Annotated in this window: 13 protein-coding genes; 1 reads left to right on the top strand and 12 read right to left on the bottom strand. The window is 56.5% G+C overall.

Annotation, left to right across the window (positions count from 1 at the left end; all coding sequences use genetic code 11):
- Positions 1 to 390: 390 nt before the first annotated feature.
- From PZBJ_RS23905 to PZBJ_RS23930, 6 genes are all read right to left on the bottom strand, one after another.
- A complete protein-coding gene (locus PZBJ_RS23905) occupies positions 391 to 1,188 on the bottom strand; it encodes a glucose 1-dehydrogenase (protein WP_101764596.1) in 798 nt (265 codons plus the stop codon).
- Between the two features lie 11 nt (positions 1,189 to 1,199).
- Positions 1,200 to 2,267 carry an ABC transporter permease gene (locus PZBJ_RS23910; protein WP_101764597.1) on the bottom strand — a complete coding sequence of 356 codons (1,068 nt, stop codon included), beginning with the start codon at positions 2,265 to 2,267 and terminating at the stop codon, positions 1,200 to 1,202.
- A 20-nt stretch (positions 2,268 to 2,287) separates the two neighbouring features.
- Complete coding sequence (locus tag PZBJ_RS23915; RefSeq protein ID WP_101764598.1) at positions 2,288 to 3,808, bottom strand: sugar ABC transporter ATP-binding protein; 1,521 nt, start codon at positions 3,806 to 3,808, stop codon at positions 2,288 to 2,290.
- A gap of 9 nt (positions 3,809 to 3,817) precedes the next feature.
- Positions 3,818 to 4,429, bottom strand: a complete 612-nt coding sequence (locus PZBJ_RS23920) for a DUF2291 family protein (RefSeq protein ID WP_101764599.1) — start codon at positions 4,427 to 4,429, stop codon at positions 3,818 to 3,820.
- A 42-nt stretch (positions 4,430 to 4,471) separates the two neighbouring features.
- Positions 4,472 to 5,407 carry a D-ribose ABC transporter substrate-binding protein gene (locus tag PZBJ_RS23925; protein ID WP_101764600.1) on the bottom strand — a complete coding sequence of 312 codons (936 nt, stop codon included), beginning with the start codon at positions 5,405 to 5,407 and terminating at the stop codon, positions 4,472 to 4,474.
- Between the two features lie 63 nt (positions 5,408 to 5,470).
- Positions 5,471 to 6,268, bottom strand: coding sequence for a GolD/DthD family dehydrogenase (locus tag PZBJ_RS23930; RefSeq protein WP_101764601.1), 798 nt, complete (start codon positions 6,266 to 6,268; stop codon positions 5,471 to 5,473).
- Between the two features lie 376 nt (positions 6,269 to 6,644).
- On the opposite strand from PZBJ_RS23930, the gene PZBJ_RS23935 reads away from it, so the two are divergent.
- Positions 6,645 to 7,463, top strand: a complete 819-nt coding sequence (locus PZBJ_RS23935) for a DeoR/GlpR family DNA-binding transcription regulator (RefSeq protein WP_101764602.1) — start codon at positions 6,645 to 6,647, stop codon at positions 7,461 to 7,463.
- 127 nt (positions 7,464 to 7,590) lie between these two features.
- Here the strand turns inward: PZBJ_RS23935 and cheZ are convergent, their stop codons facing one another.
- The 6 genes from cheZ to PZBJ_RS23965 all read right to left on the bottom strand — a co-directional run bounded on the left by cheZ (position 7,591) and on the right by PZBJ_RS23965 (position 14,259).
- Positions 7,591 to 8,232, bottom strand: coding sequence for a protein phosphatase CheZ (gene cheZ, locus PZBJ_RS23940; protein ID WP_101764603.1), 642 nt, complete (start codon positions 8,230 to 8,232; stop codon positions 7,591 to 7,593).
- Between the two features lie 9 nt (positions 8,233 to 8,241).
- The gene (gene cheY, locus PZBJ_RS23945) at positions 8,242 to 8,631 is read right to left on the bottom strand and encodes a chemotaxis response regulator CheY (protein ID WP_008102871.1); all 390 of its coding nucleotides are present in this window, start codon (positions 8,629 to 8,631) and stop codon (positions 8,242 to 8,244) included.
- A gap of 39 nt (positions 8,632 to 8,670) precedes the next feature.
- Positions 8,671 to 9,720 (bottom strand): protein-glutamate methylesterase/protein-glutamine glutaminase, encoded by a 1,050-nt coding sequence (locus tag PZBJ_RS23950; RefSeq protein ID WP_008102868.1) that lies wholly within the window; start codon positions 9,718 to 9,720, stop codon positions 8,671 to 8,673.
- The gene (cheR, locus tag PZBJ_RS23955; RefSeq protein WP_101764604.1) at positions 9,717 to 10,592 is read right to left on the bottom strand and encodes a protein-glutamate O-methyltransferase CheR; all 876 of its coding nucleotides are present in this window, start codon (positions 10,590 to 10,592) and stop codon (positions 9,717 to 9,719) included. Before cheR ends, PZBJ_RS23950 begins: the two co-directional genes overlap by 4 nt.
- 103 nt (positions 10,593 to 10,695) lie before the next feature.
- Complete coding sequence (locus PZBJ_RS23960; RefSeq protein WP_101764605.1) at positions 10,696 to 12,372, bottom strand: methyl-accepting chemotaxis protein; 1,677 nt, start codon at positions 12,370 to 12,372, stop codon at positions 10,696 to 10,698.
- Between the two features lie 225 nt (positions 12,373 to 12,597).
- On the bottom strand, positions 12,598 to 14,259 hold the full coding sequence (locus PZBJ_RS23965; RefSeq protein WP_101764606.1) for a methyl-accepting chemotaxis protein: 1,662 nt from the start codon (positions 14,257 to 14,259) through the stop codon (positions 12,598 to 12,600).
- Positions 14,260 to 14,624 lie beyond the last annotated feature (365 nt).

Raw genomic sequence — 14,624 nt, forward strand, 5'->3', positions numbered from 1 at the left:
TAGGGTTCGACCCGGTTCAGAATTAGAGGTGGCTCACAAAACTGCATAAGTCTACCCTAGCATATTCTGATGCAAGTGCCGGACATGTCTGGTTTCGATTAAGGCAGAAAACGAAAAAATCAGAATGTAGGTAAGCAGGTGACGCAATATGTTGTGCCCTGCTTGCCCATCAAGAGATGACATCTCAAATCATTGAGCGCGCACATTGTAGCGGCGCAATGCATTGCGCGATAAATCGCGCCGCTACGGAAGGTACGGAGATTTGATACAGCGCTTAACTGATCGGCATTACGCAATTCACTGCGCGATGAATCACGCCGCTACGGAAGGTGCGACCATGAGGCTTAGTGTTTAGCATGACGCCATCAATGGCGACCCAAAAGCGAACTATCAGGAGAAAATCAAACCGCCATCCACATTGATGGTCTGCCCGGTGATATAGCGCGCATCGTCAGAGGCGAGGAAAGCCACCAAGCCAGCGACATCTTCCGGCTGCCCTGCGCGTTTAAGCGGGATGTTTTCCACCCATTCGGCCATCAGTTCGCCTTTGCCATACTGCTTTTTATCGCTGCTGAGGATCTCGCCCCACACGCGATCGTTGTAGTCCCACATTTCACTCTCGATGATGCCCGGACAGAAGGCATTCACCGTGATATGCCACGGCGCCAGCTCCAGCGCCAGGCTTTGAGTAATACCGATCACGCCCATCTTGCTGGCGGCATAGTGCGGCGTATAAATGAAACCCTGCCGTCCCTGACCGGACGAGGTGTTGATCAGGCTGCCGCTGCCCTGCTTCACCATATATTTCGCCGCTTCCCGGCAGCACAGCCACACGCCCGTGGTGTTCACCGCGAGGATCTTCTCGAAGTCGCTTTTGGGCATCGCATCGAAACGATCAATGGTGATCACCCCCGCATTCTGAATCGACACATCAATGCTGCCAAAGCGCTCAGCCGCCTGCTGATAAAGCTGCTGCACCTCCGTTTCATCGGTAACATCGACCTGCAGCGCCAGAACCTCACTGCCAAACTGCTGTTCGATGGCCTGCGCGGTACTGAAAACGCGTTCCGAATTCGACACCATCACCAAACGCGCCCCGTCGCGGGCAAAGCGCGCTGCAATGCCCGCGCCAATGCCGCGGCAGGCGCCGGTAATCACCACCGTCTTTCCACTAAAATCGCGTGTCATATTGCCTCCTGTTATCCATGTGTCGCTTCAGGCAGGGCGGCCGATTGCTGCTTTTTTTCATGTCTGCGCAGCAGCACCACCTTACTTTGTAATTTTTGCTGGAACTGGTCGATCACCACCGCAGTGACAATCACTAAGCCTTTAATCACCATTTGCCAGAAATCGCTGACGCCCATCATCACCATGCCATCGGCGAGAAACACGATGACAAAAGCACCGATAATCGAGCCTGAAACGCGACCGCGTCCGCCCGCCAGCGCCGTGCCGCCCAGCACCGTGGCACCGATGGCGTCCATCTCAAACATGTTGCCGGTCATCGGGTGCGCGGTTTGCAGCTGCGACGCCACAATCAAACCGACCAGCGCGGCGCACAAGCCGGAAAAGGCGTAGACAAACACTTTGACCTTGATGATCGGCACACCCGCCAGGCGCGCCGCCGATTCGTTGCCACCGGTGGCATAGATGTAACGACCCAGCGGTGTTTTACGCGTCAGATACAACCCCAGCAGCAGGAAGCCGAGCATCATCCATATCGGGATATACACGCCCAATATCGAACCCGAACCGAGCAAGGCGAAGCCGGTATTACCCAGTGCTGGCGTGCCGACAAGGTTGGCGTAGGTGCTGCCATCGTTGAACAGCAGCGCGGCGCCGCGTGCCACGTACATCATGCCGAGCGTACAGATAAACGGCGCTACGCCGAGTCGCGTCACCACCGCGCCATTAATCAATCCCAGCGCCACGCCAAATAGCGCCACCACCAGAATCACTTCGGGCACATTGAAAAACAGTACGTTGCCGCCCCACAGCGGTACGCCGTTGGTGAGCAGCGCACCCGCCACCATGCCGCATATGCCTGCCACCGCCCCGACCGAAAGATCGATGCCGCCAGTCAAGATCACCAGCGTCATGCCAATCGCCAGCAAGCCGGTAATTGCCACATGCTGCGTCATGATCAGCAAGTTGGAGGTGGTGAGAAAGTTAGGCACCATAAAGCTGAAGAAACTCACCACGATCAGCAAGGCAATAAAGGTACGCGCCTTAAGCAGGTACATATAGATTAGGTATTTTTGATTCATCGTTTTACTCTCCAGCGGGCTCAATCATGTGGCGTTGAGGCGCTAATCAGGGCTTCGCGCGTGGCCGCCGCGCGCGGTAAATCGGCGGTGATGCGACCATCCGCCATCACCAGAATACGGTCAGCCAGCGCCATCACTTCATCCAGTTCGGACGAGGAGAACATCACCGCCAATCCCTGCTGCGCCAGGTTGCCAATCAGGTGATAAACATCGGTTTTTGCCCCCACATCAATGCCGCGCGTGGGCTCATCCAGCAGCACCACCTGCGGCCCGGTCATCAGGGCTTTGCCCAGCACCACTTTTTGCTGATTGCCGCCACTTAAGGAGGTGATCGGCAGCTCGGGATCGCTGACCTTGATGGCGAGATGGCCAATCATTTCATCCACGCGCCGCTGCTCGTTGTGCGGATTGAGCTTGCGCCAGCAACGGCGGAAACCCCGCAGGCTGAGATCGCTGAGCGTCATGTTGGCGGTGATAGACATCAGCTGTACCACGCCTTCGGTTTGACGATCTTCCGGCACCAGCGCGATGCCTTTTTTCAGTCGCTGCTGGAAACTGCGCTTCTCCAGCGCTTCGCCGTTCAGACTGACGCTGCCCGACTGACAGTGCATCATGCCAATCAACCCTTTGAACAACTCGGTGCGCCCGGCGCCCAGCAAACCGTAGATGCCAATCACTTCGCCTTTTCGCAGCGAGAAAGAGACATCATTGAGCTTGTAACCGCCGTTTTGATGCAGCGCGGTCAGCCCGTTGACGCTGAGTACCGTTTCACCCTGCGTCGCCGGTTGATAATCGAAGTGTTTCTTCTTGTCGCCCACCATCTGCTCGATGATCCACGGAATCGAGGCGTCGCGGACTTCGCGTTCGCTGATGAAGCGTCCGTCGCGGAAGATGGTGATGTGATCGCCAATCTCCATCAGCTCTTCCAGCCGATGTGAGATATAGATAATGGTGACGCCGCGCCGTTTAAGCTGGTCGATGACGTTGAACAGCACTTTCACTTCTGACTGGCTAAGTGCGCTGGTCGGTTCATCCATGATCAATACACGCGTGTCCTTGGACAGCGCGCGGGCGATCTCCACCAGCTGCTGATGGCCGATACCGAGTTCAGCCAGCGGCGCGTAGGGATCGACATCCAGCTCCAGCCGTTCCAGCAGCGCTTTGGCGAGCGAATATTGATACTTCTCGTTGATCACGCCGCGCTGGAAAAACTCATTGGCCATGAAGATGTTGTCCATCACGTTCATATTGGGAAACAGGTTTAGCTCCTGAAAAATAATGCTGATGCCCTGTTTTTCCGCCTGATGCGTGGAGCTCAGCGACACCGCTGCGCCGTCCAGCAGAATCTCGCCGGATGACGGGATCTCCACGCCCGCCAGCATTTTCATCATGGTGGATTTGCCGGCACCGTTTTCGCCAATCAGTACGTTAACTTTATTGCGATAGACGCGGTAATTGACCTGATCCAGCGCGGTGACGCCGGGATAGATGCGCGACACGTTGCGGGTTTCAATAATCACGTCATGTTGAGGCTGTTGCATATCCGCTCCTTACTGACGTGTAATCGCCGCTGGTGTCACATTCGGCACCTGCTCCGGCGTATCAAAGCTGCTAAACACGCCAGCCAGCTGCACTTTGTCACCCACTTTGGGCTTGAAAGCACTCATCATGTTCGCCGCTTGCTGATTGATCGCGCGACTGTAATCGCCGAACAGCACCTGATCGTTAAAGTCCTGATAGCTGGCACCTTTGTAGGCATCGCGCAACACCGTGCCGGGAAAAATCGGACCAACCTGCACCGTGACGGTGTCACCGGACACATCTTTCACTGTCATCCGACCATTACGCGACGTGGTGTTAACCGCCGTGATTTCACCGCTCACGTTGACACTGAACACGCACGGGTTCTCTTCCTGACTGCGATAGCCGTAGGTTTTACAAGCGCTGTCAAAATCTTTGGCGGATTTCAGCGCATTCAACAACTCAGCCACCGGCTTCGCATCATGTTGAACTTGCGGTACCAGTTTCTGTTGCCACGTTTGGGCAATATTGCCCATTTTGGGATTGGGAGGATTTTTCAGGTCGGCCAGCTCCTGCTGCGACACAATGCGGCAACCGCTAAGGATCACGACAGGAAGCAGTAACCAGAGTCGTCTGTGCATCACATTCTCCTGGGCGCCCGATCTACGGGCGCACCGCATTGATTACGACTTGAAGTTAAAGTCCTGCACGCCTTTGGCGTTGTCTGGCGTAATGAGAATGCCGCGGAACATCACGCGCTGCTTCTCAGGCTTGGTGCCTTTCTGAATAAAGTTGTCGAGGTCGGTCACGCCCTGCGCGGCGATGGCTTGCGCCTGCAGCATCACCGTGGCTTTCAGATCCCCTTTTTCCACCGCGTCACGTTCATCATTGCTGCCGTCAATGCCGACCACGATGACATCGTTACGGCCTGCGGCTTTCAATGCCGCAATCGCGCCCAGCGCCACGGGGCCGTTACCGCAGATCACGCCTTTCACATCCGGATGCGCCTGCAGAATGCTGTCCATGATGCGTTTGCCGTCAATCAGCGTGCCTTTGGCATCCTGACGCGCCACGCTTTTCATATCGGAATATTGGTCGAGCACCTGATGGAAGGATTTGGAGCGTGTGACGCAGTTGTTGTCAGCAAGGTTACAGGTGAGTTCCGCGTAGCTGCCCTTTTCCCCCATCTTCTCCACAAACACGTTTGCCACGTCGGAGCCGGCCTGGAAGTTGTTGTGGGTGATCTGCGCCAGCGCCACGTCATCCACCGGGATTTCGCGGTTGATTAGCACCACCGGAATGCCGGCATCTTTGGCTTTTTTAATCGCGGCGACGCTGGCGGTGGAGTCGGCGTTATCCAGCACGATGCCCTGCACCTTTTTGCCGATGGCGGCATCAATCAGTTCACTTTGCTTTTTCACATCTTCGCCATGCGACAGCACGCTGGTTTTATAGCCCAGCTCCTGCGCTTTGAGGTTGGCACCTTTGGCTTCGGAGGCGTAATAGGGGTTATCCAGCGAGTTCACCAGAATCATGATGGTGCCTTTATCGGCAGCGAAACTGGCTTGGGAGATCAGGCAACTGGCAATAGCAGTTAACAGCAGGGTACGTTTTTTCATGGTGAGGTTCTCTCATTGTTATAGTGGGTCACGCAGGGTCAGCCGTTCTGGTGTTGGCGCGGCTTACCAGATGGTAAAGCCACCGTCGATCATCAAATCTGCGCCGGTGATCATGTCGCTGCCGTTGCTGGCGAAGAACAGCACCGCGGCGGCGATTTCGTCGGTATAGGCAAAGCGTCCCAGCGGGATCAGCTTTTTCATCTGCTCGCCCTTCTCACCGCGCCAGGCTTTTTCACCCATCGGCGTCAGTACCACGGTGGGCGATAAGGTATTGACGTTAATGCGATAGGGAGCGAACTCTTTGGCCATCACTTTGGTCATGCCGAGCAGACCGGCTTTGGCGGAGGTGTAAGCAACGTGGTTATCGATAGCGATGGAGGCGGCCTGCGACGCAATGTTGATGATTTTGCCGCCGTTACCGGCGCGCACCATGCGTTTACCGGCCGCCTGCGAGCAGAGGAAAGGACCGGTGAGATTGACGTCGATCTGCTTCTGCCACTCGGCAAAATCGGTTTCTAACACCGGTTGCAACATCACGTAGCCCGCGCAGTTCACCAGGATATCAATCTGACCGTAATGCTGTTCGACGCGATCAAATGCCGCTTCAACCGAGGCCGGATCGGTCACGTCGCAGCACACCAGCAGCACGCGATCGGCAGCAAATTGATCCTGCACGCCAGCCACTTTGTCACTTTCGAAGGGCGGATAGAGCAGCGCCAGCCGTGCGCCCTTCTCCAGCAGCATGGCATTACTGGCCATCGCAATCCCGCCCAGCCCGCCGGTGACTACCGCCACTTTGCCGGTTAAATCCTGCTCAATGTTCACGCCGTAGCGCAGGTTAACATCATATTCCCCACTCATCGTCTCTCTCCATAATGGTGTACGGCGGCGCTGGTTATTGCTGGCCGGGTTATCGTTTTTACACATATCATTTTCGAACAAAAATATAAGCTATCGATTAATAATGGTTTGTGGAGGAGATCAAATTTCATACAAATCGCAGCAATAAAAATTATCTTCATGATTTTGTTGAATTTGCAAAATTCGCCGCGTTCAGGACATGGAGCGAGCTGCTGACGGCTTTCTGCGAAATCAATCGCATAGCAAATGATGATTTTCATTCGAAAATGAATGTTTCTGGAAGCTACCTCGCAAATGGCCAAATCGCAGAGTAAAATCAGCTCGGGTTTCCTTATTGGCGAAACCCGACCGTGATTGGAAAGAGGGAGCATTTCGATTGAAAAGCAAAACTGAGCAGCTGGCAGATATGCAGCAGCGCCGTGAGAAGATTCTGGAGATGATCCGCGAAGACGGCACCGTCACGGTTAAAGCGCTGACCGATACCTTCGGCCTGACCGAAGCCACCATTCGCACCGACTTGCGCATGTTGCAGCAAGAGGGGCACGTACAGCGTTATCACGGCGGCGCCACGCTGATGACCGGCAAGCAGAATACCGGCGCGATGTTGCTGGAGCGTCAAACACATCTGGAAGAAAAACAGGCGATTGGTCGCCTTGCCGCGCAGCATGTGGAAAATGGCGACACGGTGATTTTCGATTCCGGTACCACCACCACGGCGATTGCCGAGGCGATCAGCCATATTCGTCGTTTATCGGTGATCACCACGGCGGTGAATATCGCGCTGAAGCTGGGCGGTGAGCCAGGCATCAATATTTTGCTGACCGGCGGCACTTTTAAGTTTCCGACGCTTTCGACTTCGGGTGAGAAAGCCGCCTCGTTTTTCGAAAACGTGCTGGCGGAGAAGCTGTTTCTTGCCACGGCCTGTATCTCGCCGCGTCTCGGTTTGAGCTTTCCCAGCGAGACCGATATCAAGGTGAAAATGGCGATGATCAATTCGGCTAACAGCGTGTATGTGGTGGCGGATTCCAGCAAGATCGATAAGGTGTCGATGTTCGCGCTGCCGTGCGACTGGAGCCATATTCACTATCTGATTACCGATAGCGGCATTTCGCCGGCGCAGGTCGCGGCGTTTGAGGCGTTAGGTGTGCAGGTGTTGGTGGCGCAGTCGGTGTTGACGCAGAAGCGCGCGGTGTAAGGAGCGGTGCGCGCTGTCCCTCACCCCGGCCCTCTCCCGCAAGCGGGCGAGGGAGACGCTGCCATATGCAGGCCCGAACGGTCCCTCTCCCACCTGTGGGAGAGGGTTAGGGTGAGGGCAAACGTGTTTAAAACCCTAAGCTATCCAGCAGGTCATCAACCTGATCCTGGTTCGCCACCACGCCGGGTGCATTGGCGTGGATCTGCGGACCGTTCAGCAGGCTGTTGCCCTCTTTACGCGCCGCGGCGTTGGCTTCTGGCATATTCTCCAGCAGCACCATCAATAGCTGACGCTCGATCTCCTGGATCACATCCATCATGCGCTTGATCACCTGACCGGTCAGGTCCTGGAAATCCTGCGCCATCATGATTTCGAGCAACTGCTTATTGGTGTACGACGTGTGTCCCGGAACGTCAGTCAGGAACTGGCGCGTATCCGAAACCAACTCGCGCGCATCTGTCAGTTCAATCGGATTTTCAAACCACGCATCCCAACGGCCTTTCAGCTGGTTGGCGCCGGCTTCCATTTGGTCCTGGTGTGGCTGCGCTGCTTCAACGCAGTTCAACGCACGTTCTGCCGCTTGCGCCGTCATTTGCACAACATAATCCAGACGATCGCGCGCATCAGGAATCGCTTCCGCCGCTTCAGCAATTGCCTGGTCTAACCCCAGCTCACGCAAACTGTCACGCAACATGCGCGTCAGTGAGCCGATGCGGGTAATAATGTCGTGTGCCGAGGCTTCTTCGGTTGATTTCGGAAGGTCGCTCATCACATCTCCTTACATACCCAGTTTTTCGAATATTTTGCCTAACTTCTCTTCCAGCGTGGCCGCCGTGAACGGCTTCACCACGTAGCCGCTGGCGCCCGCCTGCGCGGCCGCGATGATATTCTCTTTCTTCGCTTCCGCGGTCACCATCAGCACCGGCAGTTTGTTCAGCGTGGCGTCAGCACGGATGGTTTGCAGCAGCTCCAGACCGTCCATGTTCGGCATGTTCCAGTCGGAAACCACGAAATCAAAGCCACCGGCACGCAGTTTGGTCAGCGCATCGACGCCATCTTCTGCTTCTTCAACGTTATTGAATCCAAGCTCTTTCAGCAGGTTACGGACAATACGACGCATCGTATTGAAGTCATCCACCACCAAAAAGCGCATATTTTTATCAGCCATATCTACTCCCGTGTTGTCTCGTCCAGCAGGACGGGCTCGTTAAATTCGCAATGCCTGTCCGGCGCTAATTTTCGCCAGCATGTGCTGACTGATGTGGCCTAAATCGACCACTTCACTGGTGCCGCCCATCGCAATCGCTTCGCGCGGCATACCAAATACCACGCAGCTGGCTTCATCCTGCGCGATGGTCCAGGCGCCCGCGCGATGCATTTCCAGCATCCCGGCCGCGCCGTCGTTACCCATCCCGGTCAGAATCACACCCACCGCATTTCGTCCTGCGTGCACCGCCACCGAACGGAACAGCACATCCACCGATGGCTTGTGTCGGTTCACTGGCGGACCGTCATTCAGTTTCACCACATAGTTGGCCCCGCTTCGGCCCAGCTCCATGTGCATGGCGCCCGGCGCGATATAGGCGTGGCCGGGCAGAATACGCTCGCCGTCTTCCGCTTCTTTCACGGTGATTTGGCACAATTTATTCAGACGCTCGGCAAACGAGCGCGTAAAGCCTGGCGGCATATGCTGGGTAATCAGCAGCGCCGGGCTGGTCGCCGGCAGCGGCTGCAGCACATGGCGAATCGCCTCGGTGCCGCCGGTGGAAGAGCCGATGGCGATCAGCTTTTCACTGCTCAGCAACGGGCCGGCTTTCAACGTGACCGGCATCGGCGTGGAGGCACGCACATGCAGCTTGGCGCGCGCGGCGGCGCGGATCTTGTCAGCAATCATCTGGCTATACGCCAGCATGCCTTCGCGGATGCCGAGCTGTGGCTTGGTGACAAAATCCACCGCACCCAACTCCAGCGCGCGCAGCGTCACTTCTGAACCTTTACCGGTCAGCGAGGAGACCATCACCACCGGCATCGGACGCAGGCGCATCAGCTTCTCGAGGAAATCGAGGCCATCCATGCGCGGCATCTCCACATCCAGCGTCAATACCTGCGGGTTATACTGTTTGATTAAATCCCGCGCCACCAGCGGATCGGGCGCACTCGCGACCATCTCCATATCGGGATGGCTGTTGATGATTTCGGTCATCAACTGTCGCATCAGCGCAGAGTCATCCACGCACATCACGGTGATTTTGCTCATCGTCTTTCCTTGCTCAGTCCATAGACTGTCTGTCCACGCAGCCAGAACTCTTTGCTGATCTGACTAAAGTTCTCTGAATGCCCGGCAAACAGCAGACCGCCGGGTTTCAGCAGAGGCACGAAACGGCGCAGAATCTGTTCCTGCGTCTCTTTATCGAAATAAATCATCACGTTGCGACAGAAAATTGCGTCGAACGGACCCGGCAACGCCCAGTCGTGTGCCAGTAAATTCAGTTGCGTATAGTTCACCATGTTGGCGAGGTCGGAACGCACGCGCACCATACCTTCATGCGGACCGGTGCCGCGCAGGAAAAAGCGCTGCAGCTGCGACTGCGATAGCGTACGTAGCTCTTCCTGGCGATACACGCCGGCCACGGCTTTCTCGAGCACCTGGGTATCGATATCGCTGGCGTGAACCTGGAATTTACCCGGACCGGTGCCCAGCGTTTCCGCCAGCGTCATGGCGATGGAGTACGGCTCTTCGCCGGTTGAGGCGGCGGTGCTCCACACGCTGTAGTTACCCGTGCGCTTACGCGCATGATCCGCGAGGATCGGAAAGTGATGCGCCTCGCGGAAGAAAGAGGTCAGGTTGGTTGTGAGCGCGTTAATAAACGCCTGCCACTCCGCACTGTTTTGGTCTTGCTCCAGCAGCGCCAGATAGCGGCCAAAGTCATCAATATTCAGCATGCGCAGACGACGCACTAAACGGTTGTAAACCATCTCGCGTTTGTGATCGGCCAGCACAATGCCCGCGCGCTGATAGATCAGCTGGCTAATGCGACGAAAATGCGTATCTGAGAGCGGTAACCGCTGCACCATTTGCGAGAGCAGCGTGGTCGCTTCACTTTGATCCAATAACGTCGATTTCTTCATTTCAGGTCACCCGGCAACAAACTGTTTAAATTGTGATACTGCGGTTGCTACTGTGCTGCCAGTCGCGCCATTCTCATGGGCCGCCTTGCGGCGGCCACAAGGATTAAAAGGTTTCCCAGTTATCGTCAGTGCTACGTGCGCCTGCCGGTGCCAGTGCTTTTGGCGTGCCGGAACGCAAATTTTTTGCCGCTGTAGATACGTTAACGGCCTGAACGACAAATTCTTTACCGATATTGAACACCGCAACCGACTGTTTCAGTCGGCTGGCCTGATCTTCCAGCGCGGCCGCCGCCGTTGCCGACTCTTCGACCAGCGCGGCGTTCTGCTGCGTCACGCGATCCATCTCGTTCACCGCCAGACCGACCTGATCGATACCACGGCTCTGCTCGTCCGACGCCGAGGCAATTTCGCCCATGATGTCGGTGACGCGCGTGACCGCATTCACGATGTTGGTCATGGTTTCCCCGGCGCTCTCCACCAGCACGGAACCGGTGTTGACACGGCTGACCGAATCCTCGATCAATCCTTTAATCTCTTTCGCCGCCTGCGCGCTGCGCTGTGCCAGACTGCGCACCTCGCCCGCTACCACGGCAAATCCACGTCCCTGCTCACCGGCGCGTGCCGCTTCTACCGCAGCGTTCAGTGCGAGGATATTGGTCTGGAAGGCAATGCCGTCGATCACGCTGATGATGTCAGCGATTTTCTTCGAGCTGCCGGTGATCTCTTTCATGGTAGTCACCACGCCATCCACCACTTTGCCGCCCTGCTGCGCGGTCTCCGAGGCGGTGAGCGCCAGCTGTGACGCCTGACGGGCATTTTCGGCGTTCTGCTTCACCGTGGCGGTTAACTGCTCCATGCTGGCAGCGGTCTCTTCCAGCGAAGCCGCTTGCTGCTCGGTACGCGAGGAGAGATCGTTGTTGCCCATGGCGATTTCACTCGCACCGGTGTAGATCGCATCGGAACCGTCACGCACGGTACGCACCGTCCGCGCCAGCTCTTGCTGCATCTCTTGCACCGAGGTGAGCAGCTCGCCCATCTCGTTGCGCACCGTGATCTCCACCTGCTGCGTCAAATCGCCACGCGCGATGTGACGAATGTGCTCGATGCTCTGCTTCAGCGGACGGATCAGCACCGTACGCATGCCGCTCCACACCAGCGCAATCACCAGCAAGGTCACCAGCAGCGTGCCGACCACCAGCATGATGGATTGGTTATACGCCGCCTCATTGGCTGCAATGCCCTGATTGGCGAGCACAATGTTGTAGCTCAACCATTCGTTGTAATCCTTAGCAAACTTGTCCTGGAATCCCTGCGTCGGCTGATCGACAAATCCTTTGAAATTTCCACTACTGAGGAAATCGATCAACTCACCCAATGCTCCGCGATAGGCGTTGTAGTTGGCCTGTAGCGTCAGCACGTTCTCGGCCTTTTTGCCCTTTTCAGACAGGTTGGCGTTAAATTCGGCAAAACCCTCATCAGCGTGCTTCAACTCCTCACTCGCCAGCGCCACCAGATCTTTCACGGTTGCGCCTGAGCCAGCCTGCTGACTGTCCAGCAGGTAACGGATCCCCGCACGGTTCAGCGTGTTACGCGCCTGAACCAGCGATACCCATGAGGTGCCCATTGCCCGCTGCAGCGTGCTAAGACGCTGGTTATAGGCAAAATTTTCTTTATCGGCTTTGACCGTGGAGTAGAACACTCCACCGGAGAACAGCTGCAGTAAGGCAAACAGCGCCAGCACGCACAGCAGGCCGGATACAACACGAATACGACTAAACATAAACACCTCATTGGTTGGCGGATCGCCTCTGTTATCGGCTTTTCTGAGGGGATCTTTATGTGTGTTCGCAGGGGTTGGACCAGCGGGGGGTTGATGGGTGCTCGCTGTCCCTCATTCTAACCCTCTCCCGCAGGCGGGAGAGGGAATTGATCGAGCTAACATATGGCAGCGTCTCCCTCTCCCGTTTACGGGAGAGGGCCGGGGTGAGGGGAAGCAACTCAGAACTTAAAACGTCTCCCAGTTACCGTCACTCACCGGCGCGGCAGCCGCTTTACGCGGTGCGCTGGCGATCTGGCGCACCGTGCTCGCCTTCGGTTGCGCCTGTGCGGCGCGCGGAATGCGGAACACCGATACCGACTGGCTCAGGCGGCTCGCCTGCTCTTCCAGTGATGCGGCGGCGGCGGCGGACTCTTCCACCAGCGAGGCGTTCTGCTGGGTGACGCGGTCCATCTCGGTCACCGCTTGTCCCACCTGATCGATACCACGGCTCTGCTCATCCGATGCCGAGGCGATTTCGCCCATAATATCGGTGACGCGCGTAACGGCGCCGACGATATCGTTCATGGTTTCTCCGGCGGTGCCGACCAGCTGCGAGCCGTTGTTGACGCGGTTCACCGAGTCTTCGATCAAGCCTTTAATCTCTTTCGCCGCCTGCGCACTGCGCTGCGCCAGGTTACGCACTTCACCGGCCACCACAGCAAATCCACGGCCCTGTTCACCGGCACGCGCCGCTTCTACCGCCGCGTTCAGCGCCAGGATATTGGTCTGGAAGGCGATGCCATCGATCACGCTGATAATGTCGGCGATCTTCTTCGAGCTGCCGGCGATATCCTGCATGGTACGCACCACGCCATCGACCACCTCGCCACCTTTGCGTGCGGTATCGGACGCGCTGAGTGCCAGCTGCGACGCCTGACGCGCATTCTCGGCATTCTGTTTCACCGTCGCGGTGAGCTGCTCCATGCTGGCCGCCGTCTGCTCCAGCGAGGCGGCCTGCTCTTCGGTACGCGCCGACAGATCGTTATTCCCGGCGGCGATTTCGCTGGCGCCGGTGAAAATCGCATCGGAACCGTCACGTACATTGCCCACGGTGCTGACCAGCGACTGCTGCATTTCATGCAGGCTTCCCGCCAGCTGGCTCATTTCGTTGCGCCCTTCCACCACGATATTTTGCGTGAGATCGCCCGCAGCAATATGGCGAATATGCGCCAGCAGCTGATGCAGCGGCTGAATCAGCACGCTACGCAGGCCGAACCAGCAGCCAATGATCACCGCAATCACCACCAGCGCCACCGACGCCAGCAGCCACATCATGGTGTGGAAGGCGCGCTGATTCTGCGCCACGCCTTCTGTCGCCAATATGCTTTGCTCCGTCCGCCACTCTTCGTAAGTGGCTTTCATCGCGACCTGTTTAGCTTCGATGTTCTGCGCAAACATGCCTTGCAGATCGTTGGCTTTCAGGCGATCCAGCATCGCTTTCAACCCGTCGTTGAAAGCGGCGTAGTTCGCTTCCAGCTTATCGCGCAACGCGTCTGGCAAGCCCGGCGTGGCTGGCAAGTCGTAGTAGCGTTGATAGTGGCCGGCAGCCACATTGAGTTGTTTTTCCGTCTGGGCGATTAAGGCACTCAGCTGACCGCCATTCGACTGCGCGGCCATGGTGCCCTGCATACGCAACATGGCGCGGTTGAGTACGGTGCGGGTTTGGTTCAGTTCAATCCAGGCGTCTGACATCGCGCCAACGTTGTTGGAGGAGATCTGCGCTACCGCAAACGCCTCTTTATCTTTTTGTAAGGCGGACCAGAACAGGCCACCCGACAGTAATTGTAAAGCGCCAAACACCAGCAATACGGCGATTAAACTGGTCACTACATTGATTCGTTTTAACATGGGATCTCCAGGGATGCGTTTCGGCTCCCCCAGTTATCGACCGGCAATCTGAATTTTTCAGGGTGCTTGAGCTACTTTACGAATTAAAACTCTGCGTTTACGCATGATTGCAGTGTTTTATAACTAAAGAAATTAACAGTAAAAAAAATGCGCCTTTATCGGGTGAGCGATAAAGGCGCATTGGGTGGTGCGGGTTGTCCCTCACCCTAACCCTCTCCCACTGTACAGTCCGGGGACATGGTAAACAGGTGTTCGGGGACATGGTGAACACTTTTTAACATCCTTTACCCATGGTGATCGACTTTTTCTTCAGGTCGATCACCCCCACTTTTGTGCTGTACCACCATACCTCGTAGCACCCGTCT

The organism is Pantoea endophytica (genome assembly GCF_002858935.1).
GTDB classification, from domain to species: domain Bacteria; phylum Pseudomonadota; class Gammaproteobacteria; order Enterobacterales; family Enterobacteriaceae; genus Pantoea; species Pantoea leporis.

Excerpts from the sequence above, each read along its gene's own strand:
- PZBJ_RS23905 (WP_101764596.1), bottom strand. The coding sequence starts at position 1,188 with ATGACACGCGATTTTAGTGGAAAGACGGTGGTGATTACCGGCGCCTGC.
- PZBJ_RS23910 (WP_101764597.1), bottom strand. The coding sequence starts at position 2,267 with ATGAATCAAAAATACCTAATCTATATGTACCTGCTTAAGGCGCGTACC.
- PZBJ_RS23915 (WP_101764598.1), bottom strand. The coding sequence starts at position 3,808 with ATGCAACAGCCTCAACATGACGTGATTATTGAAACCCGCAACGTGTCG.
- PZBJ_RS23920 (WP_101764599.1), bottom strand. The coding sequence starts at position 4,429 with ATGCACAGACGACTCTGGTTACTGCTTCCTGTCGTGATCCTTAGCGGT.
- PZBJ_RS23925 (WP_101764600.1), bottom strand. The coding sequence starts at position 5,407 with ATGAAAAAACGTACCCTGCTGTTAACTGCTATTGCCAGTTGCCTGATC.
- PZBJ_RS23930 (WP_101764601.1), bottom strand. The coding sequence starts at position 6,268 with ATGAGTGGGGAATATGATGTTAACCTGCGCTACGGCGTGAACATTGAG.
- cheZ (WP_101764603.1), bottom strand. The coding sequence starts at position 8,232 with ATGAGCGACCTTCCGAAATCAACCGAAGAAGCCTCGGCACACGACATT.
- cheY (WP_008102871.1), bottom strand. The coding sequence starts at position 8,631 with ATGGCTGATAAAAATATGCGCTTTTTGGTGGTGGATGACTTCAATACG.
- PZBJ_RS23950 (WP_008102868.1), bottom strand. The coding sequence starts at position 9,720 with ATGAGCAAAATCACCGTGATGTGCGTGGATGACTCTGCGCTGATGCGA.
- cheR (WP_101764604.1), bottom strand. The coding sequence starts at position 10,592 with ATGAAGAAATCGACGTTATTGGATCAAAGTGAAGCGACCACGCTGCTC.
- PZBJ_RS23960 (WP_101764605.1), bottom strand. The coding sequence starts at position 12,372 with ATGTTTAGTCGTATTCGTGTTGTATCCGGCCTGCTGTGCGTGCTGGCG.
- PZBJ_RS23965 (WP_101764606.1), bottom strand. The coding sequence starts at position 14,259 with ATGTTAAAACGAATCAATGTAGTGACCAGTTTAATCGCCGTATTGCTG.